The 24,613-nt window shown below is 73.0% G+C and carries 20 protein-coding genes and 3 tRNA genes; 10 read left to right on the top strand and 13 right to left on the bottom strand.

The genetic code is table 11. The annotated features are described in order from the left end of the window. Position 1 precedes the first annotated feature (1 nt). Together dnaG and AB0E02_RS06675 are read left to right on the top strand one after the other, a co-directional pair. Positions 2 to 1,924 (top strand): DNA primase, encoded by a 1,923-nt coding sequence (gene dnaG / locus AB0E02_RS06680; RefSeq protein ID WP_362136712.1) that lies wholly within the window; start codon positions 2 to 4, stop codon positions 1,922 to 1,924. A gap of 422 nt (positions 1,925 to 2,346) precedes the next feature. After that, on the top strand, positions 2,347 to 3,780 hold the full coding sequence (locus AB0E02_RS06675) for an RNA polymerase sigma factor (RefSeq protein WP_362136709.1): 1,434 nt from the start codon (positions 2,347 to 2,349) through the stop codon (positions 3,778 to 3,780). A 65-nt stretch (positions 3,781 to 3,845) separates the two neighbouring features. Here AB0E02_RS06675 and AB0E02_RS06670 read toward each other — a convergent pair whose 3' ends face one another. Together AB0E02_RS06670 and AB0E02_RS06665 are read right to left on the bottom strand one after the other, a co-directional pair. Continuing rightward, positions 3,846 to 5,327 carry an FGGY family carbohydrate kinase gene (locus AB0E02_RS06670; protein WP_362136707.1) on the bottom strand — a complete coding sequence of 494 codons (1,482 nt, stop codon included), beginning with the start codon at positions 5,325 to 5,327 and terminating at the stop codon, positions 3,846 to 3,848. 102 nt (positions 5,328 to 5,429) lie between these two features. After that, positions 5,430 to 5,729 (bottom strand): hypothetical protein, encoded by a 300-nt coding sequence (locus AB0E02_RS06665; protein WP_030416956.1) that lies wholly within the window; start codon positions 5,727 to 5,729, stop codon positions 5,430 to 5,432. Between the two features lie 219 nt (positions 5,730 to 5,948). On the opposite strand from AB0E02_RS06665, the gene AB0E02_RS06660 reads away from it, so the two are divergent. The 3 genes from AB0E02_RS06660 (at position 5,949) to AB0E02_RS06650 (ending at position 6,356) form a co-directional block, all read left to right on the top strand. Next, positions 5,949 to 6,021: transfer RNA gene (locus AB0E02_RS06660), tRNA-Asn, on the top strand. A 5-nt stretch (positions 6,022 to 6,026) separates the two neighbouring features. Next, positions 6,027 to 6,099, top strand: a tRNA-Asn gene (locus AB0E02_RS06655). Between the two features lie 180 nt (positions 6,100 to 6,279). Next, positions 6,280 to 6,356, top strand: a tRNA-Ile gene (locus AB0E02_RS06650). A gap of 130 nt (positions 6,357 to 6,486) precedes the next feature. On the opposite strand, the gene AB0E02_RS06645 is transcribed toward AB0E02_RS06650, so the two are convergent. Continuing rightward, positions 6,487 to 7,467 (bottom strand): hypothetical protein, encoded by a 981-nt coding sequence (locus AB0E02_RS06645; protein ID WP_362136704.1) that lies wholly within the window; start codon positions 7,465 to 7,467, stop codon positions 6,487 to 6,489. 690 nt (positions 7,468 to 8,157) lie between these two features. Here AB0E02_RS06645 and AB0E02_RS06640 point away from each other — a divergent pair. Beyond that, positions 8,158 to 8,523 carry a hypothetical protein gene (locus AB0E02_RS06640; protein WP_362136702.1) on the top strand — a complete coding sequence of 122 codons (366 nt, stop codon included), beginning with the start codon at positions 8,158 to 8,160 and terminating at the stop codon, positions 8,521 to 8,523. A 106-nt stretch (positions 8,524 to 8,629) separates the two neighbouring features. Here the strand turns inward: AB0E02_RS06640 and AB0E02_RS06635 are convergent, their stop codons facing one another. Beyond that, positions 8,630 to 9,505, bottom strand: a complete 876-nt coding sequence (locus tag AB0E02_RS06635) for a glycosyltransferase family 2 protein (RefSeq protein ID WP_362136700.1) — start codon at positions 9,503 to 9,505, stop codon at positions 8,630 to 8,632. A gap of 283 nt (positions 9,506 to 9,788) precedes the next feature. Between AB0E02_RS06635 and AB0E02_RS06630 the strand changes: the two genes are divergently transcribed. From AB0E02_RS06630 to AB0E02_RS06615, 4 genes are all read left to right on the top strand, one after another. Further along, positions 9,789 to 10,151, top strand: coding sequence for a cupin domain-containing protein (locus AB0E02_RS06630; RefSeq protein ID WP_362136698.1), 363 nt, complete (start codon positions 9,789 to 9,791; stop codon positions 10,149 to 10,151). 235 nt (positions 10,152 to 10,386) lie between these two features. After that, complete coding sequence (locus tag AB0E02_RS06625; RefSeq protein WP_362136696.1) at positions 10,387 to 11,205, top strand: maleylpyruvate isomerase family mycothiol-dependent enzyme; 819 nt, start codon at positions 10,387 to 10,389, stop codon at positions 11,203 to 11,205. Positions 11,206 to 11,509: 304 nt separating this feature from the next. Further along, positions 11,510 to 11,902, top strand: a complete 393-nt coding sequence (trxA, locus tag AB0E02_RS06620; RefSeq protein WP_362136694.1) for a thioredoxin — start codon at positions 11,510 to 11,512, stop codon at positions 11,900 to 11,902. 11 nt (positions 11,903 to 11,913) lie between these two features. After that, a complete protein-coding gene (locus tag AB0E02_RS06615; RefSeq protein ID WP_362136692.1) occupies positions 11,914 to 12,510 on the top strand; it encodes a histidine phosphatase family protein in 597 nt (198 codons plus the stop codon). 35 nt (positions 12,511 to 12,545) lie between these two features. Here AB0E02_RS06615 and AB0E02_RS06610 read toward each other — a convergent pair whose 3' ends face one another. From AB0E02_RS06610 to AB0E02_RS06570, 9 genes are all read right to left on the bottom strand, one after another. Beyond that, the gene (locus AB0E02_RS06610; RefSeq protein WP_030814924.1) at positions 12,546 to 13,577 is read right to left on the bottom strand and encodes a rod shape-determining protein; all 1,032 of its coding nucleotides are present in this window, start codon (positions 13,575 to 13,577) and stop codon (positions 12,546 to 12,548) included. A gap of 207 nt (positions 13,578 to 13,784) precedes the next feature. Continuing rightward, positions 13,785 to 14,393, bottom strand: coding sequence for a hypothetical protein (locus AB0E02_RS06605; RefSeq protein WP_362136688.1), 609 nt, complete (start codon positions 14,391 to 14,393; stop codon positions 13,785 to 13,787). Further along, the gene (locus tag AB0E02_RS06600) at positions 14,377 to 15,186 is read right to left on the bottom strand and encodes an FkbM family methyltransferase (RefSeq protein WP_362136686.1); all 810 of its coding nucleotides are present in this window, start codon (positions 15,184 to 15,186) and stop codon (positions 14,377 to 14,379) included. The genes AB0E02_RS06605 and AB0E02_RS06600 overlap by 17 nt, the downstream gene beginning before the upstream one ends. Then, entirely contained in the window at positions 15,183 to 15,407 is a 225-nt protein-coding gene (locus tag AB0E02_RS06595) for a Trm112 family protein (protein WP_362136683.1), read from the bottom strand. The genes AB0E02_RS06600 and AB0E02_RS06595 overlap by 4 nt, the downstream gene beginning before the upstream one ends. Next, positions 15,394 to 16,413, bottom strand: coding sequence for a DMT family transporter (locus tag AB0E02_RS06590; RefSeq protein ID WP_362136681.1), 1,020 nt, complete (start codon positions 16,411 to 16,413; stop codon positions 15,394 to 15,396). The genes AB0E02_RS06595 and AB0E02_RS06590 overlap by 14 nt, the downstream gene beginning before the upstream one ends. 4 nt (positions 16,414 to 16,417) lie before the next feature. Further along, positions 16,418 to 17,152, bottom strand: coding sequence for a class I SAM-dependent methyltransferase (locus AB0E02_RS06585; RefSeq protein ID WP_362136679.1), 735 nt, complete (start codon positions 17,150 to 17,152; stop codon positions 16,418 to 16,420). Between the two features lie 97 nt (positions 17,153 to 17,249). After that, on the bottom strand, positions 17,250 to 19,046 hold the full coding sequence (locus AB0E02_RS06580; RefSeq protein WP_362136677.1) for a condensation protein: 1,797 nt from the start codon (positions 19,044 to 19,046) through the stop codon (positions 17,250 to 17,252). Between the two features lie 335 nt (positions 19,047 to 19,381). Next, entirely contained in the window at positions 19,382 to 23,884 is a 4,503-nt protein-coding gene (locus AB0E02_RS06575; protein ID WP_362136675.1) for an alpha-(1->3)-arabinofuranosyltransferase family protein, read from the bottom strand. Continuing rightward, a complete protein-coding gene (locus tag AB0E02_RS06570; protein ID WP_362136673.1) occupies positions 23,881 to 24,606 on the bottom strand; it encodes a class I SAM-dependent methyltransferase in 726 nt (241 codons plus the stop codon). Before AB0E02_RS06570 ends, AB0E02_RS06575 begins: the two co-directional genes overlap by 4 nt. Positions 24,607 to 24,613: the final 7 nt, after the last annotated feature.

Genomic DNA, 24,613 nt, shown 5'->3' with positions numbered 1-24,613 from the left:
CGTGGCAGGCAGGATCAACGATGACGATGTGAAGGCGGTACGGGACGCGGTCCCGATCGACGCCGTCGTGTCCGAGTACCTCCAGCTCCGCAACGCCGGCGGCGGCAACCTCAAGGGCCTCTGCCCCTTCCACGACGAGAAGTCCCCGTCCTTCCACGTCAGCCCCGCCAAGGGCCTCTACCACTGCTTCGGCTGCCAGGAGGGCGGCGACACCGTCGACTTCATCATGAAGATCGACCACCTCTCCTTCGCCGAGACCATCGAGCGCCTCGCCTCCCAGGCCGGCATCACCCTGCGCTACGAAGAGGGCGGCTACACCCCCGGCCGCCAGCAGGGCGAGCGCACCCGCCTGGTGGAGGCCCACAAGGCCGCCGCACAGTTCTACGTCGACCAGCTCGACAGCCCCGAGGCCGAGATCGGCCGCCGGTTCCTCGCCGAGCGCGGCTTCGACCAGGCCGCCGCCCAGCACTTCGGCGTCGGCTACAGCCCGGCCGGCTGGGACCACCTCACCCGCTTCCTGCGCGGCCGCGGCTTCAGCGACAAGGAGCTGATCCTCTCCGGCCTCTCCCAGGACAGCCGCAGCGGAAAGCCCATCGACCGCTTCCGCGGCCGCCTGATGTGGCCGATCCGCGACATCGCCGGCGAGGTCGTCGGCTTCGGCGCCCGCAAGCTCCGCGACGACGACAACGGCCCCAAGTACCTCAACACCCCCGAGACCCCCCTCTACCGCAAGTCCCAGGTCCTCTACGGCATCGACCTCGCCAAGAAGGAGATCGCCAAGGGCAACCGCGCCGTGGTCGTCGAGGGCTACACCGACGTCATGGCCTGCCACCTGGCCGGCGTCACCACCGCCATCGCCACCTGCGGCACGTCCTTCGGCGAGGGCCACATCAAGATCCTCCGCCGACTGCTGATGGACAACTCCGGCTCCGAGGTCGTCTTCACCTTCGACGGCGACGCCGCGGGCCAGAAAGCCGCCCTGCGCGCCTTCGAGGACGACCAGAAGTTCGCCGCGCAGACCTCCATCGCCATCACCCCCGGCGGCATGGACCCCTGCGACCTGCGCCTCCACAAGGGCGACGACGCCGTCGCCGACCTCGTCGAGTCCCGCACCCCGCTCTTCGAGTTCGCCCTGCGGCACGTCGTCTCCCGGCACAACCTCGACACCGCGGTGGGCCGCGCCGCCGCCCTCGACGAGGCCGCGCCCATCGTGGCGAACATCAAGAACAGCTCCATCCAGCACGAATCCGCCGTCCAGCTCGCCGGCATGCTCGGCATCCTGGACACCCAGTTCGTGGTCAAGCGGGTCGCCCAGCTCGCCCGCTGGGCCCGCGAACGCGGCCGCGACGGCACCGGCCCCGACCAGGGCCGCCGACCCCGCCCCGGCGCGGCCCCGGCCGCCGCGGAACCGCCCCGCCCGGCCGTCCCGCGCGGCCCCGCGCTCAACCTCCGCAGCCCCGCCCACCGCGTCGAGCGGGAACTGCTCAAGCTCGCCCTGCAGCGCCCCGACCTGGTCTCCCCGGCCTTCGACGCGTACGGCGCCGACGAGTTCACCGCGCCGCCCTACGCCGTGGTCCGCCAGTGCATCGAGGAGGCCGGCGGCGCCACGGCCGGCGCCGCCGACAACGGCTACGTCGCCCGGGTGCGCGAGGCCGCCCCCGACGACACCGTCCGCGCCATGATCACCGAACTCGCCGTCGAGCCCCTGCACACCCGCCGCGACCCCGACGAGGCCTACGCCGGCGTCCAGTTGGTCACCGTCCGCCTCGCCGCGGTCAACCAGCGCGTCACCGAGATCCGCGGCGCCCTCCAGCGCCTCGGCCCCCGCGCCGACCCCGACCACCTGGCCGCCGTCCAGAACGAACTCTGGGTCCTCCAGCAATACGGCCAATCCCTCCGCGAACGCGGCTACGCGGCGCTGTAGAAGGCGACTGCGCCTGGGGTCCCGACCGGGGTCCCTACTGGGGTACGGCCCGGACACCCGACCCGAAATATCCGCCCCGGGACACTCGACCCGGGATGCCCGCCCGGGACACCCGACCCGGAAACACCCAATCCAGGGCGCCCGACCCGGAATACCCCACCACCCCGCCACGTTGTGGCCCCGCAGGGGGCCCTCGCGACCCTTACGGGATGCGTTCGAACGCCCCCTAGGGGCCCCGAGCCCGACCGCGCCCCCCACCCCCACGCCCGCCACCCCGCCCCCGCCACCCCGCCCCCGGCTCCCGCCACCCCGGCCAAGCCACCCGTAACACCCCGCGGTAGCCGTCCGGTCACGGACCGGACTCAAAAAGTGGTCGCACGCCCCTCGTGGCGGGAGTGTGTCGTACTCCACACTGAGGAGCGGTGCCTGAGTCCTCGGAGCGCGGCGGGTCCGGGCGTACGCCCCCGGAAACCCCCGCGGAACCGCTCTTGACGTACGGGACGGACGGCGGCTCGGCCGCAACCGTACCCGGCCTTTCTGCCGCCACCGCAGCGATCACCCTGGAGGTCGCCCCCGTGCAGACCCAGACCCTCGCCGACGAGTCCCTCACCGTCCCGCAGCAGGCCGAACCCCCCGCCGCCGAAATGCTCCTGACTCTCGCCCCGGACGCCGTCGGCCCCGAGCCCGCCCCCGACCCGGAGCCCGGACCGGCCCTCTCCGGAGAGCCGGCCGCAGACGCGGAAGCAGCCGCAGGAGCGGAAGCGGAGGCCGATCCGGAGGCGGAGGCGGAGGCGGAAGCCGCACGGGACCCGGAGGGGGAAGTCGACCCGGATGTGGAGGCAGAAGCGGAAGCCGAACGCGAGCCGGAAGCGCAGCCCGAGACCGAGCGCGAGCCCGAGTCCGAACCCGAGTCCGTACCGGCGCCGCGTGCCGACACCAGCACCGGCCCCTCCTCCGACCTCTTCCGTCAGTACCTCCGCGAGATCGGCCGGATCCCGCTGCTCACCGCGGCCGAGGAGGTCGAACTCGCCCGCCGTGTCGAGGCCGGCCTGTTCGCCGAGGAGAAGCTCACCAACACCCCCGACCTGTCCTCCCAACTCGCCTACGACCTCGACCGGTTGGTCGTCCTCGGCCGGATGGCCAAACGCCGGCTCATCGAGGCCAACCTCCGCCTCGTCGTCTCCGTCGCCAAGCGCTACGTCGGCCGCGGCCTGACCATGCTCGACCTCGTCCAGGAGGGCAATCTCGGCCTGATCCGCGCCGTCGAGAAGTTCGACTACGCCCGCGGCTACAAGTTCTCCACCTACGCCACCTGGTGGATCCGCCAGGCCATGTCCCGCGCCCTCGCCGACCAGGCCAGGACCATCCGCGTCCCGGTCCACGTCGTCGAGTTGATCAACCGCGTGGTGCGGGTCCAGCGCCGGATGCTCCAGGAACGCGGCTACGAGCCGACCCCCGTGGAGGTCGCCACCCACCTCGACCTGACCGAGGAACGGGTCAGCGAGGTGCTCCGGCTGGCCCAGGAACCGGTCTCGCTGCACGCCCCGGTCGGCGAGGAGGAGGACGTCGCGCTCGGCGACCTCATCGAGGACGGCGACGCCGCCTCACCCGTCGAATCCGCGGCGTTCCTGCTGCTCCGCGAGCACCTCGACGCGGTGCTGTCCACCCTCGGCGAACGCGAACGCAAGGTCGTCCAGCTCCGCTACGGCCTGGCCGACGGCCGCCCCCGCACCCTGGAGGAGATCGGCCGGATCTTCGGCGTCACCCGCGAACGGATACGGCAGATCGAGTCCAAGACCCTCAACAAACTCCGCGACCACGCCTTCGCCGACCAGCTCCGCGGCTACCTGGACTGAGCCACCCCTGCCCGGCCGCCGGCCGGCCCGGGCCGTGGGCGGGGCCGTGCACGGCCCCGCGCCCCTCACCCCTCCCGCTGGAACGCCCCCGGATGGATCTCGTCCCGCACCGCCGTGTACTGCTGGCGCACGGCCTGGCCGACCGGGAGTTCATCGCCCGGTTCGAAGACCTGGCTCGCGGCGGCCGGCCACTGCGGCGGATCGACCCAGGCGGACCCGCCGCCCGGTGCGGCCGGTGCCCCGGCGGCCGGCGCCAGCGTGCCGTGCGCCACCCCCCACGCCCAGGCCGCCTGCCGTGCCGCGCCCAGCGCCGCGTACTCGGCCGGCTGCGGCACCACGACCTGCACGCCGAACAACGCCGGCGCGACCGTCTGCACCGCCGCCAGCTCCGCCGCCGCACCCAGCAGGAACACCCGGCGCACCGCCACGCCCCGCCCGCGCAGGACGTCCAGCGCGTCGGCGAGCCCGCAGAGCATGCCCTCGACGGCGGCCCGCGCCAGATGTTCCGGCTTCATCGACTCGCGCCGCATCCCGTGCAACGACCCGGCGGTGTGCGGCAGATGAGGCGTCCGCTCGCCCTCCAGATAGGGCAGCAGCACCATGCCGTACGCACCGGGCGACGACTTCAGCGCCAGGTCGGACAGGCCCTGGAGGTCCGTCCCCAGCATCTCCGCGGCGCCCCGCAGGACCCGTACCGCGTTGCTGGTGTGCACCACCGGCAGATGCCGCCCGGTGGCGTCGGCGAACGAGGTGATCGTGCCGCTCGGGTCGACCAGTGCCTCGTGATGGATTCCGAACACCGACCCCGAGGCGCCCAGCGACATCACGGCGTCCCCCTCGCCGACACCCAGCCCGAAGGCGGCCGCCATGGTCTCGCCCGTACCGGCCGAGATCAGCAGCCCCTCCGGGGTGAACCCGGCGGTCCCGGACGGACCCAGCACCTCCGGCAGCCGCACCTGATGGCCCAGCGCCAGCTCGACCAGATCCGGCCGGTACGAGGCGGTCGCCACCGACCAGTACCCCGTGCCCGAGGCCGCGCCGCGGTCCGTGGTCCGCCGCGCCGGCCGCCCCAGCAGCTGCCAGACCAGCCAGTCGTGCGGCTGCATGACCTCCGCCACCCGGGCCGCGTGCTCCGGCTCGGTACGCGCCAGCCAGCGCAGCTTGGTCACCGGGTGCGCGGCCTGCGGCACCGCCCCGATGGCCTGCGCCCAGGCGGTGCGGCCGCCCAGCGAGTCCAGCAGGTCCGCCGCGGCGCTCTGGGCCCGCTTGTCGTTGCCGACCAGCGCCGGCCGGACGAGGTTGCCCTCGGCGTCCAGCGGCAGCAGCCCGTGCTGCTGCGCCGTGACCCCGATGGCCTGTACGCCCTCCAGCAGCCCGTTGCCCGCGGCCTCCCCGAGTGACATCAGCCACGCCTGAGGGTCGACCTCCGGTCCCTTCTCGACCGGGTGCGGGGCATACCCCTGCCTGATGACGGCGCCCGTGTCCGCGTCACAGACGACGATCCGTGTGCTCTCGGACGAACTGTCCAATCCGGCGACTATCCCCATGGCCCCAGATGATGCCCCATGGGACGCATAGGGAAAGAGTCAGGGTTTGCCCCGGCGACCGCCGCCCGCTGTCCGCCTCGGATGCCGCCGGGCCCGCCCCTTTCAGGTGTTACTGGTTCCCCACTCGTCCTCGTCGGCGGAACGCTGCTCCCGCAGGGAACGGACCCGGTCGCTCACGGACGCCGGAAGCCGGTCCTCGACCTTGGCCGAGACCTTCCCGAACGCCTTGGCCGCCGCGTCCCGCCCGGTCAGCGCCACCGACTCGGCGCTGTTACGGACGGCCGGATTCTGCGTGACCCGCTGGGCGGCCTTGCGGAGCTGCTCGTACCGTTCCCGGCCGGCCCGTGCGCCGAGCACGTACCCCGTGGCCAGTCCCGCGATGAAAGTGAGCCGGTAGCGCATCGCTCCACCTTTCCCTGTGTTCGGTCCCGTCCGATGCCGGTACGCACCGGATGCCGGGCTGTGCCGCGCGCCTACCCTCCGGGGCCGGAGATCACCCGAGGTGACCTGAGGCGATACCGATTGGCGGAGCACCCCCCTGCTTGCGCTAATGTATGTGTCGCAGCGAACGCCCGCCGTCCGGAGGCCCGGACAGCGACGCATTCGAGGCACACGGAGCAATCCCCTGTAGCTCAATTGGCAGAGCAGCCGGCTGTTAACCGGCAGGTTACTGGTTCGAGTCCAGTCGGGGGAGCTCAATCCCCTGTAGCTCAATTGGCAGAGCATTCGGCTGTTAACCGGAGGGTTACTGGTTCGAGTCCAGTCGGGGGAGCAGAGCGAGGAAGGGTCCCGGAAGGGGCCCTTTTTCGTGCGCCGTGGAACCGAACCCCCGGTGATCGAAGTCTTCTTGGGCATGCATGGTCGCGGAACGGCAGCCCTCACGGGCAGCAGATCGTATGAGCGGCTATGCTGCGGCAGACGGCGCGCACAAATGTGCGCGACGCGCCGTGAGGGGGCGGTAGCTCAGCCGGTTAGAGCAGCGGACTCATAATCCGTCGGCCGTGGGTTCGAGTCCCACCCGCCCCACCACAGCGCCCAGGACGAAGATCCTTTTCTCCTGGGGAATCGTGACGATGGGGGTCACCGCCACAGTGCGGTGGCCCCCATCGGCCGTCCCGGGGCTCTTGTCCATGAATGGTCACCGGCTCCGGCGTTGCCTTCAGGGGGCGGACGGTGCGGGGCTGAGCCGGATGTGGGCGAGGAGCATGCCGGTGTCGCCGTCCGGGTTGGCGCTCAGCTCCTTGTCGAAGCCGGCGCGGCCCGGGTTGGCGAACCGCACGGTCACCCGGTCGGCGCCGGCTGGTGCCTGGAAGCGGAGCCGGCGCTTGCGCCAGCCCGGGGCGTTGAGCTTCTTCCCGGCGTCCGTCGCGGAGGCGCCCTTGCCGCTGTAGTAGTGGATGTAGTCGTCCCAGACCACTGGGGTGCCGGGGGCCGGGTCCCCGGCGAGGACCTCGGCCCGCAGGTAGGTGGGGGCGGTGATCGGGTCCCGCAGGAAGTGGTAGCCGGTGTAGAAGGACAGCTCGTACCAGGAGCCGGGGGTCACCGGGACGGTCTGCTCGATGAAGCCGCAGGACTTGGCTCCGTTGATGTCGACGATGTTCTCGCCCGGTGCGAAGGGGTACTCCGGGTCCTCCGGGAAGTTCGCGCTCGCGTTCCCCTGGATCAGGTCGATGAACGTCCCCGGCTCCCCGGTCGGCGAGGCGCGCCAGACGCCCTTGCCTTCGTACGCGCCCACCTTCCAGGAAGTGAGCTGCCGGAGGTTCTTCGCGTACGTGACGCCCTTGTTGTCGTACCACTTCCCGTCGGGCTTGAATGCGTACTGGTCGAAGCCGCCGTTCCCGATCAGGTTTCCGGTCGGCCGGTGGGGCGTGATCTGGAAGCGCAGCGGGGCCGTGGTCGTGCCGATTTCGAGCCGGCCCCAGGCCAGTCCCAGCGGGGCGTTGTCCAGGGCCCGGACGCCGACCAGGTAGAACCCGCCCGCTTCCGGTGAACCGTCGTTGAGGTGCACCGTGTTCTCGAACCGCACGAATTGCGGCCCCCGGTCCAGGAGATGCAGCTCCCGGTGGAGCGCGCCCGGAACGACGTAGACGACCTTTCCGTCATGGGGAAAGATGATTCCGTCGGGCAGGGTGAAGGTCATCTCCCACTTCTCGCCTTTGACGGGCGCGCTGTTCGGCGTCAACAGCAAGTTGATCGTGAATACCTCACTTCCCCCCTGGGAGATATTCACCGGCAGTGGTAATCCCTGGGCAATGATAAACGCCATGGCGGTCCCTCTCGTTCGATTCGTGCCGCGAGGTGACGCTACCCGTGATGAAAGTCCGCAACCCGAGAATTCGGGCGCCATATCGGGCTCCGCGCACATCAGGCCAGCCCCGTGCCGGAGATTTCTAGCACTGGCCTTCGAGTGGGTCGGCGGTGGATTACTTTTCTGGACGGTGCGACGTCAAGAGCAGGATGACCTGTGGGTATGCCGTGGAAGCAAGGTGGCTCGAATGGGCGGCCGGGGGCGGCCCGCCTCCGTACGGCAATCGGTCAAGGATTTCCTGGATTTCTGCATCGCCTCTGAATCGTTTCTTCGGTCAGGCTTCCGTTTCGCCTGCGGGCGATGGGTGGCAGGGGTTTCGTGAGGCGATGAATGGGATGCGTGCGGCTGAAATCTGGCAGATGGAATTCGCCAGGCCCGGGGCTGATTTCGGCGGTGCGTCATAGTGGTGTGCGCCGACGGCGTGTTACCCAGGTCTTGTGCTCGGCCCCGCCGGGATCGGCCCGGTGGGGGAAAGTCGCGACAGGGGTGGCGATTTCGCCGGCTCCTGCGGAAGGTGATGGCGTGACACTTGTGTTTCGGGAGATCCGGTTCGACGTGGACATCAGCCCGTCGAGGAATCGCGTGGAGCTGCGGAGGGACGTCAATCTCCCCGGCAGGCTTCGGACGGATGACAACGGGAACCGGGTCATCGACGTGGCACTCAAGTCCTTCAAGCTGGAGGCCTACATCAACGGCAATGTCGAGGACTATGAATTCGGCGGCGAGGAGGTCGATCTCCAGGTCCAGCCGACCGGTCACCAATCCGGTGAGGTGGTGCTGACCGTCAATCTTCGGCCCAGGGAGCAGATCATCCAGGACCCGGCATGGCAGTTCAAGGGAAAGGTCAAGGCACTGGTCATCGCGGACCTCGTGGAGGACCACCAGTAATCCCGGCCGAAGGTCCTGCACTTCGCAGGTGATGACATGAGGTCGTCTCACCGCCACCGGGCGGAGGGGCGGCCTCCGCTCGTCTGCAGGGCCAGGGATGAGGGCGTCAGATGATCGGGGGGCGGCCGAGGCGGGCCATGCGCCCAACCGTGCGCCAGCGCATCGGGCGGCGCGGGCCGCAGGGGGTGCGGACGCCTTCGGCGAAGCCGGCGGCCCAGGCCCGCAGACCGGCCGCCGAGCGGCTGCGGACGGCCGTCACTGCGGCCCATACGCCGAGGTAGACCGGCACCAGGAGGGCCGGGAGGTGCCGCTTGGCGAGCCAGACGCGGTTCCTGGCGACCATGCGGTGGTAGACGGCGTGCCGGGTCGGTGACGTGTACGGGTGCTGCAGCACGAGCTCCGGTGCGTAGCGGATGTGCCAGCCGTCGTCCAGGGCCCGCCAGGCGAGGTCGGTCTCCTCGTGCGCGTAGAAGAAGTCGTCCGGCCAGCCGCCGATGCGGTCCAGCATGCGCAGGGAGAGGGAGTGCCCGCCGCCGAGGAAGGTGGTGACCAGGCCGCCGCGCGCGGGGTCGCCGACCCGTAGGCGGGGAACGTGCCGGCGCTGCGTACGGCCCCGCTCGTCGGCGATGCGGAAGCTGACGATGCCCAACTGCGGGTCGGCAGCGTGCAGTTCCGCGAGCCTGCGGAAGACGTCGGGGCTGATCAGCAGGCCGTCGTCGTCGAGGTCGACCACCAGGTCGACATCCCCGAGCTTGCGAAGTTCGTCCAGGGCCACGTTTCTGCCGCCGGCGACGCCGAGGTTCTCGCTCAGCTCGATCCCCACGGCGCCGTGCGGCAGGGGCGGCAGCGGCGATCCGTTCCCGACCACCACGATGTGGGCCGGTGCGAGGTCCTGTTTGGCGACCGAATCGAGCAGTGCCTGGAGTTCGGCGGGGCGGTTTCCCATGGTGAGGATGGCGACGCCTACGCGCAGGTGGGGCACGGGGGAGACTCCGTTCTCGGCGGCCCCCGGAGGTTCGGAATGTGGGCTTCCGTTCCGGTGCTCCCGGGGTGGTTCCGACGGGTCGGTCCGGGGTTCCGGTGGGGCGGTCCGGGGCGGTTCTGGTGGGGCGTTCCGGGCGAATCGTTCCGGATGCTAGCCGTCGCGCGGGGCGGTTGCGGGCCACGGCACCGGTACGGCGACATTTCGTCCGGGCGAGTGCGGGCGCACGATGGAAGGGGTGGGGAAATCCGGGAACGACAGGGGGCGGAGGGAGGCAGTCCTCATGATGGAGGTCAAGCCGATCGACAAGCCCGATGAGCGGCGGGACTTTCCCCGGGGCCACCTGGAGGCCCTGCATCTGACCGGCCTGGACTTCGCCGTGGGCACGTTCGAGCCGGGCTGGCGCTGGTCGGAGTCGGTGGCGCCGATCGCCGGGACGGACAGCTGCGAGGTTCACCACAACGGCTTGGTGGTCAAGGGGCGGCTGCGGGTGCGGATGAACGACGGCGCGGAGACCGAGGTGGGGCCCGGCGACGTCTTCGTCTGCCCGGCCGGTCACGACGCCTGGGTGGTCGGCGACGAACAGGTCGTGGTGTACGACTTCGCGGGCGGTATGGCGAAGGACTATGCGAAGGAGGGTGGGTGAAGAGTGAAGCGTCGGCTGCTGAACTGCCGGACTTCTGAACTGGCGGACCTCTGAACTGCCGGGCTGCTGAACTCCCGGGCTGCTGACCTGGCGGGCTGCTGAGCTGCCGAAGGGGTGGCCGGTCGGTGGTTCGCTGGGTGTGATTGCCTCGCCTGGTTCCAGCCTCCTCTCGGGATGCGGCATTCTGTTTCCACTTAACGGAATGCTGTGGGGAGGCTGGGGCAGGCGTATGGCCATGAGTGGGAGCAGGAGCGGCGACGGCGGGCGTGCGGCGGGGGACTCCGGGATGACGCGGGAGGAGTTGCGCGGGGCGCTCGATGCGTCCATGGCGCGGCTGACCGGCACCGTCGCGGGGCTGACCGACGAACAGGTCGGTGGGGCGACGCTGATCCCGCCGTGGACCCGGGGGCATGTGCTCACCCATCTCGCGCGGGCCACCGACAGTCTTTGCCGGCTGCTGGAGGGCGCGCGTACGGGAGCGGCGATTCCGCAGTACCCGAGCATGGCGGCCCGCGCGGCGGAGATCGAGGCCGGAGCGGCCCGCCCGGTTGCGGCGCTGGCGGAAGACCTGACGGGGAGCGCGGAACGGTTCGCGGCAGCCCTCCGGGCGCTGCCCGAAGCGGCCTGGGAGGCGCGGGTGCGGATGCGTACGGGGGAGACGCGGACGCCGGCCGGCCTGATGGAGACCAGGCTGCGCGAATTGGAGATCCACCACGCGGATCTGGACGCCGGCTACACCTTCGCGGACATCCCGGCGGCCACGGCGCGCTGGATCCTGGACGACATCGTCGCGGCCCTCGCCCGCCGGGCGGCGGATGTGGACCCGGGCCCGGGTGAGGCCCAGGGCGGCGACGGTGCGGTGCGGCCGTCGGCGTTGCGGATCGAGGCGACGGACGCGGAGTTCGCCCGCGCCGTCGGGAGCGGTGGCGGTGGTCCGGTCGTGCTGGGCCGATCGGCTGATCTGCTGGCCTGGCTGACGGGGCGCAGTCCGGCCGGGGCAGGGCTGGCCACCTCCGGGGGAGAGGGCGTGCCGTCGCCGCCGTATTGGATATGAGGCCGTCGCGTACGGGGGAGGACGGGCGCCGACGTGTGTCTTCCCACGCGGATCGGGATGTCTAGGAATGCTGTCGGTGGGCAGGGGAGCGGGGCGGTCCGGCGTACGGATGCGCCGGGGCGTACGAACACGTCGCGGCGTACCGGACGCGCCCGCGGCGTACCGAACGCGCCCGCGGCGTACCGAACGCGCCCGCGGCGTACGGAAACGTCGCGGTGTCCGGAATACGTGGCGGGGCGAACCCGTTTCCGCAGCCGGAGACCGTGCGAACAGCAGCACATCCTCGACAGAAGCAGGGACATACATGAGCACCGTTGAGCTCACCAAGGAAAACTTCGACGAGATCGTCTCCGGGAACGATTTCGTGCTGATCGACTTCTGGGCCGAGTGGTGCGGCCCCTGCAAGCAGTTCGGCCCGGTCTTCGAGCGCTCCTCGGAGAAGCACGACGACCTGGTCTTCGCCAAGGTCGACACGGAGGCGCAGCCCGAGCTCGCGCAGGCCTTCCAGATCCAGTCCATCCCGACGGTGATGATCGTCCGGGACAACATCGCGGTGTTCGCCCAGCCGGGTGCGCTGCCCGAGGCGGCCCTGGAGGACGTGATCGGCCAGGCCCGTGCGCTGGACATGGACGAGGTCCGCGCGTCGGTCGCGGAGGCCCGGACGAGCGAGCAGGCACAGGGCGGGGCGGGCCAGTAGGCTCAGGGCTCGTGAGCGAGCTACTTCTGGTCCGGCACGGCGAAACCGAGTGGAGCCGGGACGGCCGGCACACCAGTTGGACCGATCTGCCGCTGACCGCCGTCGGCGAGGAGCAGGCCCGCGCACTGCGGCCGCTGCTGTCGGGCCGGAAGATCGCGCAGGTCCACGCCAGCCCGATGGTGCGGGCACTGCGCACCGCCGAGCTGGCGGGCCTCCCGCAGCCGCAGATCGACCCCGACCTGCGGGAATGGGACTACGGCGGCTACGAGGGCGTCGCCACCGCCGACATCCACCGCAGCCGGCCCGGCTGGTACCTCTTCTCCGACGGTGTCGTCCCCGGCCCCGACGGGCACCCCGGTGAGTCGCCCGAGCAGGTCGGGGCGCGCGCCGACCGGGTGCTGGCCCGGCTCGACCCGGAGCTGCGGGCCGGCCGGGGCGATGTGGTGCTGGTGGCGCACGCGCACTTCCTGCGGGTCTTGGCCGCCCGCCGGCTCGGCCTGCCGGCCGCCGCGGGCGGGCTGTTCACGTTCGAGACGGGTGCGGTCGGCGTCCTGGGCGCGGAGCACGACCGCCCGGCCGTGGTGGCGTGGAACACCCGTAATCCGTAACTCCGCGCGCTCACCGCTTTTCCGGACGACGCGTCCTACGGCGCCATCGGGTCCAGGTGCAGCGGCTGCACCTTGCCCTCGATCATCGCGCCCAGCCCCATCACCGCGCAGGTGTCGGGCCGGTCCGCGGTGTGCACCGGCATCGAGGTGGCCTGATGGATCATCGGCTCCAGGCCGGGGATCAGCGCGCTGCCGCCGGCGAGCACGATGCCGCGCTCGCCGAGGTCGGCGACCAGGTCGGGCGGGCAGCGGCGCAGTACGGCACCGATCCCGTCGAGGATCGCGGTCAGCGGCGTGGTGATGGCGTCCCGTACCCGCTCGGTGTCGACGTGCACCGAGCGCGCCATGCCGCTGACCACGTCCCGGCCGTGCACCTCGGTGGAGCCCGGGGTGAGCCCGTCGCCACCGGTGAGGATCAGATGCAGCGGGCGTACGGACTGGCCCGCCAGCATCAGTTCGTGGTGCAGCCGCAGGTGCTGGACCACCGCGTGGTCGATGGCGTTGCCGCCCACCGGTACGGTCTCCGCGGCCACGATCGAGCCGAGCGAGAGCACCGCGACCTGCGTCGTTCCCGCCCCGCACACCACGATCATGGTCGCCTCCGGCTGCTCCACCGGTAGCCCCGAGCCGACCGCGGCGGCCACCAGGGTGTCGACCAGTTCCACCCGGCGCGCGCCCAGCCCGGTGAGCGTCTCGACCGCGGCCCGCTGCGCCAGCGGCTCACTCCCGTAGGGCAGGCAGACCGCGGCCCGCATCGTGGGCCGGCGGCGCCAGGACTTGCGCAACTTGTCGCCGACCAGGGTGCGCAGCAGCCGCTGGGCCATGTCGATGTCGACGACGGTGCCGCCGGAGACCGGGCGCACCACGCGGATGTAGTCCGGGGTGCGGCCGTCCATCACCTCCGCCTGTGCGCCGACGGCCAGCAGCGCACCGGTGCGGGTGTTGATGGCGGCGACGGTCGGTTCATCGACCACCAGCCCCTGGTTCTTCACATACACCCGGGTCCGGGCCGCACCGAGGTCGACGGCGGCCGAGCAGCGCCGCAGTTGGGCGAGGCTGATGGTCATGGGTGGTTCCTCCCCGGTGGGCCGGTATGAACGAAAGGGCTCGGGACGGCCCGTTCACCGGACCGCTGATACGGCCCGATCACACGGACCGCTCGTGCGCCATCCTCCGAGCGCCCGCACAACTCCGCCCGCCGAGAGCGTCCGGTCGGGGGACGGGCAGGGGCGGAACGGGGCGAACGGGTGACCGCGGAGGGGCGCGCGGGCCGCTCAGTCGACCCGCCGCTGGTACAGCCCCCAGGTGAATTCCGCGACGAGATCCTGGGGCGCGCCGTCGGGCCCGGGGGCCTTGCAGGCCAGGCGCCAGCGGGTCGGGGCGCTGCCCTCCATCGGGCGGGCCGGAGGGAACGCGCGGGCGACCTCGTCGACCGTGCACGACCACGGAGCCAGGTCCGCGGTGGTGCGCAACTCGGGGGCGGCGGCGCCGGGCGCGCGGACCAGCCAGGCGTTCCAGACGGTGCCCCGGGCGGCGGTGAGCAACTCGAACCGCAGATCGGGCCAGAGCGGGACCGGCCAGAGCAGCGCCTCGCAGGTCAGATCGCCGATGCGGCGGGGGGTGACGGACTCGGGGGCGCCCAGCAGCGCCCGGTACGGCTGGACGCCGCCCGCCCGCGGGGCGTGCATCCGCGCCTGCCAGCGACGGTTGGCCTCCCGCATCTGCGCCCGCGAGGCCCCCAGCTCGCGCAGCGCGTCCTCGACCAGGCCGGGGTGGTGGTCGGCCATCCGGCGCAGCAGCACGAGCTGGAACGCGAGCGGTCCGGGCAGGTCGGAGGGGGTGCCGGCGCCGGCGGGCGGGTCATTGTCAGTGGTGCGGTTCATGATGGACATGGTCGTGGACGACGGGGGCCGCGGGAGGTCCGGGGCGCTCGCCGTCCGGAAGGAACAACACCGAATTGACATAGCGGCGGTGCGGGGCGAGGGAGCGCCTCAGCAGGCCGTGTTCGGCGACGTGGGAGGTGCGGGACTGATGGGCGGACAGATCGAAGTCGGCCAGCGGCAGCCAGCGGTCGTGCGGCAGGACCCAGCCGCGATAGCCGCGCGTCGCCGTCCAGTCCAGCACGGGCCGGAGCGGCTGGATGCGGGACTCCAACTCCACGAAGAGCGCCGGGCGTTCGCGCTCGACGGTGCGTGCTGCGCCGCGCAGCACGGCCAGTTCGGCCCCGTCCACGTCGATCTTGATGAGCGTGACGGACGTCAGACCGAGCGCGTCCAGGGGCAGGCAGGGTACGTCGAGGGCGGCCGTGTGCAGGTCGCGGCGGACGAGCGAGGAGACCCCGCGGTCGCCGCGGCCGTCCGGGGGCAGCCAGAGGGTGGCGCAGCCGGTGTGGTCGGTGGCCGCGGCGGAGTGCACCTCGACATGAGGAGGCGTCACGGCGTCCAGGAGGCGGGCGAGGTGGGGCACGGGCTCGAAGGTGACGACCCGGTCCGCGCGCCGGGCCAGCCGCCGGGTCCAGGGGCCGTACCACCCGCCGACGTCGACGGCCGTGCCGCCCGACGGGCAGAAATCGCCGAGGCGCCGCAGCTCCGGCTCGAAGCGCGGATAGAGCCCGGCGGCCAGCGCCGACACCAGCCGGGCCGGCAGTCGGGGTCCCAGCCGGGCGGCCAGCGTCACGGCCGCGGTTCCTGGTCCGTGAGGCGGCGCAGCAGACGGGCGTGTTCGGCGTCGGTGACCTGTTCGCCGGAGGAGGGCAGGAGCTGGGGGATGCCGTCGAGGACCGGATAGCGGCGGCGCAGCCGGGGGTTGTAGAGGACGTCCTCGGGGGTGAGGAGGGCGAGCGGCCCCTTGTCGAGCGGGCAGACGAGGATCTTGAGCAGCGGGTCATCGGGCTTCATGGCTCAACTCCTGGGAATTGGGGGGTGGTTGGGGCGGAGCGCCGGGGCCGGGGCTGGGCGCTCGGGGGGTGAGCCGTTGGGGCGGCGACCCGGGGGCCAGGGAGCTCGGGGCTCGGGGGTCGGAAGGTGTGTCATGGCGGGGCAGGGCGAGCAGGACGGTCACCGCGACGGCGGTGCCGCCCAGCCGGAGCGCCAGCCGCAGCGGATCGGCGGGCAGTGGCTCGCCGAAGGCGACGGTGCCGCAGACGACGGTGAAGACACAGGTGACGGTGGTGCAGACAGGGACGATCACCGAGGCGCGGCAGCGCTGCAGCGCGGTCTGGGACAGCACCAGACCGGCGGCGCCGGTGAAGAGCAGGAGGTAGGGGTACGGCGAACGGAACAACTGCCCGGCGGCGGCCGGGACGTCATGCGTGGTCAGCAGGCCGGAGACGCCCTTGATGGCCAGTGAACTGACGCCGTAGAGCAGGCCGACGGCCACCCCGTAGGGGACGCCGGCGGTCGGCAGGCGGTGGCGGCGCCGGGCCCGCCGTTCCGCCGAGCGGTAGAGCAGCAGCCCGGCGGCCAGCGAGGGTACGGCGATGACCAGCAGCGTCGCGGGTGGGGCGGTGCGGGCGACGGCCCGGGCGTCCTCGCCGCGGAGGGAGGCGACGACCAGGACGAGCGCGACGAGGATCGCCACGATGCTCTGCCGCTCCCGGCCACTGGTCCGCTCGCCCAGCACGACCGAGGAAAGGAGCAGCAACAACACCAGACCCGAGACGAAGATGCCCTGCGCGGCGGCGAGCGGCAGGGTGCGGTAGACGGCCAGTTGGGCGGCGAACCCGGCGGCCAGCGCGAGCGAACCGCCCAGCCACAGCGGACTGGACAGGAGGTGACCGACGACCCGGGCGGGCTGCCGGATGCTCAGTGCGGGCAGCGCCGCCAGTGCCCGCTTCTCCAGCACGAAACCGGTGCTGTACAGGACGTTGGCGAGCAGCGCGGACGCCACGCCCCACCACGGCATCGCCCTACTCCCTTCTCCGGCGGGCATGGGCGAGCAGGATGGAGGCCAGCGACGGGAGGTGGCACGCGGCCCGGTCGAGGGGGCGCAGCGGGCGCGGTACGTCGTGATACGGCGCACCGGCGATCCGTACGACCTCGAAGCCGGACGCGGCCAGGAATCCGCGTAGCGCGCGGGCGGTGTAGAGACGCAGATGGCCGACGACCTGGGTGCCGGGCCGGCCGTGGATCCGGCGCATGCTCACCTCGGAGAAGACGGGCTGGACCCCGGCGAGCAGGAGCCCGCGGTTGTACCAGGCGGCGAGATTGGGGGTGGACAGCATCAGATGGCCGCCGGGACGCAGCACCCGGTGCAGCTCGTCCAGTGCGGCATCGGGGTCGACGAGGTGCTCGACGACCTCGCTGAAGAGGACGGCGTCGGCGGAGCCGGTCGCGAACGGCAGCCCGCCGTCGGTGAGTTCGCCACGAACGACATACGGGATGCGGGGCTGGGCGCGGCGCAGCGCGTCCTGTGACCAGTCGACGCCGATGAGGCGATGGCCGGCCAGGACCTCCGCCGCGGTGGCGGCCGCGGTGCCGTCGCCACAGCCGATGTCCAGCACGGTGGCGCCCGGCGCCCCGGCCCGTACGGGGCCCAGGGCGTGCGCCAGCAGCCGCGCCTGCCGTCGGCTGCGCCCGGCCCCGGACGCCACCGGCACGGCGGGATCTTCGTAGAAGTCCCGCAGGGCAGGGACCGGACTCATGGGGCACCGACCGGGGCGGTCTCGTCGGCGTACCGCATCGGGCTCACGGGGCTCACCGACTTCACGGGCCTCACCCGCTTCACCCGCCTCAGGGGGCTCACCGGGCGCCGCCCTCGGACGGGGGCGGCGGCGTGGCGGGTGGCGGTGGGGCTGCCAGTGGCGCGGCGGGTGGCGGAGGCGGCGGTGGGGCTGAGGGCGGCGGGGCGGGTGGCGGAGGAGGCAGCGGGGCTGACGGTGGCGTGGCGGGTGGGGGCGAGTTGGGCGTAGGTGGGGCTGCCAGTGGCGGGGCGGGTGGCGGAGGCTGCGGTGGTGGGGCTGAGGGCGGCGTGGCGGGTGGGGGCGAGCTGGCCGTGGGTGTGGGTGTGGGCGTGGGTGGTGGTGGCGGGGTGGGTGGGCTTGGGGGAGGGGGAGGGGGAGGGGGCCCAAGGGCCGCCGTGGTCCCCGGCCAGGCGGTGGCGGCGAGGGCGGTGCGGAAGAGGGTGGCGAGGCGGGCGCCGGCGGCCTCGTCGAGCAGGGGGTGGGACCAGCGGAGCGCGAGTTGGATGCGGCCGCCGACCGAGACGGTGGTGACGGTGAGTCCGCGCGGCATCCGGGCCGGTGCGGAGAACCACACCGCGGTCGGCCGGCCGGCGTCGTCGAAGTCCAACGGGTAGGGGAGCCGCCCGATGTTGGAGAGCAGGGTGGTGGTGGTCCAGGGCGCGGCGGTGCGGCGCAGGGCACGGGTGACCGCGCCGCGTACGCCCACGGGCAGTACCGGTGCGGTCAGCACGGTCCCGGCGAGGCCGAGCGGTGGGCCGGGCGGCGCCGCCTTGAGGACGCGGGTGCGTTCGGCGGTCCGACGCAGCAGTCGGGCCACCGCGTCCGGGTCGGGCGACCCGGAGGTGAGCAGTGCCGCCTCCCGGCGTTCCTCGGGGCCGAAGCGGACCGGGACCAGCCGGGTGCCGTTGCCGATGGGCATCTCGACGCCGCGCGGCCGGTCGTCCATGGGCATGGTGATGACCACGGGTGCCGGGCGGGCGCCGTGCAGCCGGTTCCAGCGCGCCACCATCAGGCAGGTGGCGACGAGGAGTTGATCGTTGACGGTGTACGGCGCCCGGCCGCCGGTCCGTGGCGGACGGGCCGGTACCGGCAACTCGGTCAGCAGCATGCCGTTGCCGGAGCCGTTGCCGGAGCCGGAGCCGGAGCCGTTGCCGGAGCCGGGACCGGAGCCCTTGTCCCCGCCGCGGTCCTGGTGATCGGCGGCGACCCGGGCGGGCCGGCCGAAGCGGGCCCTGGTGCCGCGCGACCGACCGCCGTCCGGGTCGCCGTCCTGGCCGCCCGTCGGGGCCGTGCCACGCCCGTCCGCCGGGCGCCCGGCGCCTCCCACACCGGCACTCACACCGGCACCTGTCCCCTCACCGCCTCCCGCACCTGCACCCGTCTTTGCTCCCTTACCGCCACCCGCACCTGCACCCGTCTCTGCTCCCTCACCGCCACCCACTCCTGCACCCGCCCCCGCCCCCGCATCCCCATAGAGCTCCGCCGTGGTGGCCAGGACGCGGAGGCAGGCGGGGCCGTCCAGTGCGGTGTGGTTGAGGGTGAGCAGCAGTACGGTGCCGCCGCCCGGCACCGCGGGGCCGAGGATCTCCAGGCGTACGGGCGGTGAACAGTCCAGTGACGGGCAGTCGGTCAGGGCCCGTTCCCTCGCCCGTAGCAGGGCATCGGGACCGGGCGGCGGGACGACCACCGGGTCCCGGTCCGGGCCGGCGGTGAGGTGCCAGGCGTAGGAGCGGTGCCACCAGCGTGTCGGCGCCTGCCGCATCAGGATGCGCGGATGCCGGGTGAGCGCCTGGTGGAACGCGGTGCGCAGCCGGGCGGCGTCCACCGGTCCGGGCAGATGCACCTCGATGTGCACGGTCTCCGGTTCGTCGTCGTCCAGGCAGTGCCGGGCGATCTCGTCGACGGCGGGGAACGGGACCCGAGTGAGGGTGGGTTGACGGTCGACGGCGGCATCGGACCCACTTGGCCTCCCGGTCCCACTTGGCCTCCCGGACCCAGTGGACCCACCGGCTCCCTTGGACCCACCGGGCCCCCTGGACCCACAGGACCCACCGGGCCCACCGGACCCACAGGACCCACCGGGCCCACCGGACCCACTTGACCCACCGGGCCCACTGGACCCACTGGACCCACTGGGGCCGCCGGGACCCCCGTGCGGTGCCGGAGCACCGGCCGTCGGATGCAGTGCGGTCATCGGGCAGAACCCTCCCCATCGTCTGACGCCTCGCTGTACGTGCGGGACGGCGACGCCCCGGCTCCCGCCGACCGGGACGGCGACGCCCCGGATCCCGCCGGCCGGGACGGCAACGCCCCGGTTCCCGCCGGCCGGGACGGCGACGCCCCGGTTCCCGCCGACCGGGACGGCGACGCCCCGGATCCCGCCGGCCGGGACGGCAACGCCCCGGTTCCCGCCGGCCGGGACGGCAACGCCCCGGCTCCCGCCGGCCGGGCCGGCAACGTCCCGGACCTCGCCGGCCGGCCCGGCGGCACCGTCACCACCGCCGCCGTCAGTGCCAGCAGCGCCAGCGCCTGTGCGGCGCCGCTGAACGCGCCCCGGCCGGCTGCGACCGGCTCGCCCGCGCCCACCGCCGCGATGACTCCGGCGCCCGCCATCGCCACCAGTGCGAGCGGCCCGAGCAGGGTCGGCCGGAAGCGGGCCGCCAGCGCGAGGAGCGGCACGAGCACGGCGTACGGCCCGGCCGCCAGCGCCAGCACCCCGGTCAGTGCCACCACCCCGAGCACCCACGAGGGTGCGGGCGGAGCGAGTTCGGCAGGCGGCGCGGCCTGCGGCGTACCACGGCGCACCAGCGCGCAGACGGCCAGCAGGGCGACGGCCGCCGCGCCGCCGATGAGCCCCGCGTCGTACAGGCCGGCGGGTGCGTAGGACAGCTCGACCGTGCCGCCCGCGCCCGCCGGTACGAGGAAGGCTTGTTGCCAGCCGTCCACCCGTAGCGGGGTGAGCCGGTGGCCGTTGAGGGTGGCCTGCCAGCCGTCGTTGGCGTTCTCGTACATCTGCAGATAGACGGCCTGGCCGGGGCCGATGCGGACGGTACGCCGGTCCCCCGACCAGTCCTGAGCGGTGGCCGTGCGGTCCACTGCGGCCGCCCGGGTACCGGCCGTTCCGCTCCTCTCCGACGTCGCACCGGTCGGCCCCTTCCCCGACGTCGCACCCGTCGGCTCCCTCCCCGACGTCGCGCCCGTCGTTCCCTTCCCCAGCGTCACGTCCGTCAGCGCCAGCGGTCCCTGGTCCCCCGCCTCGACGCGGTGGCGGCCCGCGGCCAGTTCCAGTCGTCCGTCGCGCGCCTCACCGGCGCACAACTGCACCTGGACGGGGCGCCGTTCGGTCAGGTCGCGGAGGTGTCCCGAGGCTTTGGTCGCGTGCAGTACGCCGTCGACGGCGAGCATCGGGCCCTGGCCGCAGCCGAGCGAGAAGCGGGCGCCGGCCGGTGGGCGGGGGGTGCGGTACGTGTCCAGGGCCGGGAGGTAGACCTCGCTGAGGCCGACCGGGAGTTGCAGGGGCTGCCCGGCGACCGGGTTGTGGAGCGTGAGTTCCTTCACCTTGCTGATGGTGAGGTCGAGGCGGTCGGTGGTGATCGGGTCGAAGCGGGCCTGACCGTTCTCGTCGACGCCCGCGGTGGCCGCCCCGTCGGGGGAGTTGATCAGGATCTGTTCCGGCCGGGTGGAGATCCCGCCGGCCGCGGCCAGCACGATCCGGTCGATCTTCTTCTTGCCCGGCCAGCGCAGGTGCAGGGTCGGTTTGTCGCCGGCGATCCAGGCGGTGGTCAGGTCGCCGTCGACGAGGTTGCGGGGGCTGAGCGACCGGCCGAAGCCGAAGCTGGTGGAGTCGGCGGTGGCGGTGATCCGGTCCTTCTGCTCCGGGGCGAGGCGGTCCAGCAGCCGGTCGAGTTCCGGGCCGGGCACGGGTAGCGCGGTGCCGGAGACCGCGTAGGGCGCGGGTGAGCCGGTGCGGAACTGGCGGTGCAGGCCCACCTCGGCGGAGACCGGCGACAGCCCGCCCGGGTCGCTGCCGCGGTGCAGTGAGATGGTCTCGGCGGCGGCGTCGGATCCCTGGGCGTCGGTGGGGAGTTGCAGCAGTCGGGTCACCTGTACGCCCGGTATGCCGATCTCGGCGAAGCCGGCTCCGGACAGTCCGGCGCGCGGTGTCTGTGAGCCGAGGATCGTCACTTTCAGCCATTTCGCCGGCCCGGCGGGTGCCTTGACCTGCTGTTTCGTTCCGTCGGGGCGGAGCGGGGCGTCCGTGCTGCCGCGGTCGGTCGCGATCCGTACGGAGGTGGGGGCGGCGCGCAGGCCGTCCCCGGGGAGCGGGGTGAGGGACAGGGTGGCGGGGAGGGTGGTGCGCCGGGTGAAGGTGATCTTGATCCATTGGCCGACCGGGTCGCCGGCGCTGCCCTCCGCCCAGGCGGTGTCGGGATTGCCGTCGAAGGCGTTGACCGGGTCGTACTGCGGCAGGTGGAACAGCCAGTTGCCGCTGCTGGACGCGGTGACCGAGGCGGCGCCGCGGAGCACGGCGGTGGTCTGGTGGCCGATGCCCGAGGTCGGCAGGATCTGCCGGGGCGGCCGGCCGGGGTCCTGCACGCTGTCGGGGTGGTTGGTCTCCGAGGCCGTGTACGTGTAGGAGGTGTTGCTGTTGACGAGTCCGAAGCGGGTGTCGGCGCGGCGCAGTCCGTCGGCGGTCAGCTGGAGCGGTGGGGTGCCGAGCCCGGGGTGGTTGTCGCCGGTGAGCACGGTGGGCCGGCGGCGCAGCGCGGGGTCGGCGGACAGCTGGAGGAGGGCCTCCGGGCCGCCGCTGAGCTGGGCGGTGTCCGCGACGGCCCGGGCGGTGACCGGCCCGGGGGCAGGGGTGTCGGTCGGCCGGTAGATCTCGACGGCGCGTTGGCGCGGATAGAGGCCCTGGATCTGCAGCGGGGTCTCGGCGGGGATCCGGCCGCCGGTGGTGAGCGGGCCGAAGGCGGCCGCCTTGCGGTAGCCGGACGCCTCCAGGGTGCTTTTGACGGTCTGCGGTGGGACGTAGCCGATCTGGTCCGGGTCGAGGTCGTTGCGGACGACGATGTCGTGCAGTCCGGCCCGGTGCAGGTAGTCGCGCAGGCCGGGGACCTCGGCGCCGGTCAGCAGGGCCTGTTCGACGGCGTCCAGGGCGCGCCGGGCGCCGGGGGTGCCGAAGGGGACGAAGTCCCGTTGCGTCCAGGGTGATCGGGCCAGGACGTCGAGGGGTTCGTCGATGGGGGAGCCCCAGGTGTAGATGCCGTGCGCGGTGGCGGGCACCACCAGGGCGCGGCTCTGCGGGGAGTGCGCTTTCAGCCACTGGGCGGTCTGCGTCCAGTAGGCGGGCAGCTTGGTGAAGGCGCCTGGTTGGAGGACGGTGCCGGTGAGGAACGGCAGGGCGAGCGCGGGCAGGACGAGGAGCGCGGTCAGCAGCGGCAGCCGGTGGCGGGCGGAGGCACGGCGGGTGGTGGCGTGCCGTCCGCCGGCGGCCGCGAGCAGATGCGCGAGGCCCAGGGTGAGCGCGAGCGCCAGGCCGGGGGTGAACTTGTAGATGTTGCGGAACGGGCGCAGCCAGCCGTTCAACCAGTCCTGCCACAGCCCGTGCAGCGGCCCGCCGAGCGCACCGCCGTATCCGGCCAGCGTGATCAGCGCGACGGACAGCACGGTCAGCAGCAGCCAGCGCCGCTCCGGCAGATCGCGGCGGGCCAGGCCGGCCAGGCCGAGCGCCGCGGCCAGTGCCGAGCCGAGCACCGCGTACGGCCGGGCGGTCAGCGTCCAGCCGGCCGGCAACCACGGTTCGCCGAAGTTCAGATAGCCGACCCAGTTGCCGGCGCCGCGCAGCATCTCGGTGGCGGACATGGTGCCGGTGGTGGTGTCGGCCTGCTCGATGAACGGCATGAAGTTCTCGCCGTGCAGACCCAGCAGGAGCAGCGGCACCACCCACCAGGCGGTGGCCAGCACGACCCCGGGCAGCCACCAGGCGAGCAGCCGGGTCCGGCGCGGCCCGGTGCGGGAGAGCAGATACAGCCCGGCGGGCAGCAGACAGGCCAGCGTCGAGGCCGCGTTGACGCCGCCCATGAACGGGATCAGCAGCGCCGAACGGGCGGCCGCGATCCGCGCGTTGACCTGCGTGTTCGTCAGCGGCAGCAGCACCCACGGCAGCACCGCGCCGGGCAGCGCGGCGGCGGAGGTGGAGCCGATGACGAGGGTGAAGGTGGGCCACAGCGCGTAGCAGGCGGCGGAGAGCAGGCGGGAGGCCGGGGAGCCGAACCGCAGCCGTTCGGCCAGCCGGAGGGCGCCCCAGAACGCGGCCGTGACGATCAGGGACATCCACAGCCGCTCGGCCAGCCACACCGGCAGGTGGGCGAGGTGGGTCAGCCCGTAATACGGGAGGGCCGGGATGGCGTAGCCGATGTACTGGTCGGCGAGGCCGCCGAAGCCGGCCCGGTCGTGCCACAACTGCCCGAGGTCACCGAGGAACCGCCAGGGGTCGGTGGTGACCCCCAGCTTCGTCTCGAACGTCATCCGGCCCGGCGCGGGCGCGAGGAAGCCGACCAGGGTGAGCACCCAGAAGGCGAGCAGCCAGCGCCGGGACCGCGGCCGCCCGGGCGACGGGGCCGGGACGGGCGCGGTCCGGCCGCCGGCGTCGGGCGACCCCGGGGACGGGGAGGGCCTGAGGGTCTGGGTCATGGCAACCGCCGCAGGATGAGGAGGAGGTTCCAGGTGGCGACCTCCCGGATGCCCGGGAGGCGGGGGATGGCCTCGGCGAGGAACGGTGCGTAGCGGGAGCGTGCGCTGACCAGCGCGATGTCGTCCCGGGCCCGCACCTGGCGCAGGGTGCGGCCGACGTGCACCGCGAACAGGTTGACGCCCAGGGTGTGTTTGGCCGGTCTGCCGGTGCGCCGCCGGTAGCGGCTGCGGGCCCGCTCGGCGCCCAGGTAGTGCCAGGGCGCGGTCTCGTGGCCGCCCCAGGGGGAGAACCAGTTGGTGAAGGCGACGTAGACGAGTCCGCCGGGGCGGGTGACCCGGATCAGTTCGCTGAGGAAGGTCTGCGGGTCGGCGACGTGTTCCAGGACGTTGGACGAGAAGCAGACGTCGGCGGCGCCGTCGGCGAGCGGCAGCAGATAGCCGTCGGCGATCACCGCGCCCTCGGGCCGCCGGCCGCGGGCGGTCAGTTCGGCCGGATCGGGCTCGAAGAGGTAGCCGTGGGCGCCGCGCTGCCGGAACTCCTCGGTGAAGTGGCCGCAGCCGCCGCCGACATCGGCGACCACCGCGCCGTTCAGCGGAAGATGGCGTTCGACCTGGTCGGCGGCGTCCCGCGCGAGCAGCCGGTAGCAGTGCTCGGGATCGTCCTGCTCCCGCAGGAAGGCCCGGAACAGGGCCCAGGACCGGCGCAGTGAGGGATCGCGCACGTCGGGC

Source organism: Streptomyces sp. NPDC048196 (assembly GCF_040652715.1).
Lineage (GTDB): Bacteria > Actinomycetota > Actinomycetes > Streptomycetales > Streptomycetaceae > Streptomyces > Streptomyces siderophoricus.
Note: the sequence above shows the minus strand (reverse complement) of the source record. Positions and strands in the feature narration are given on the sequence as shown.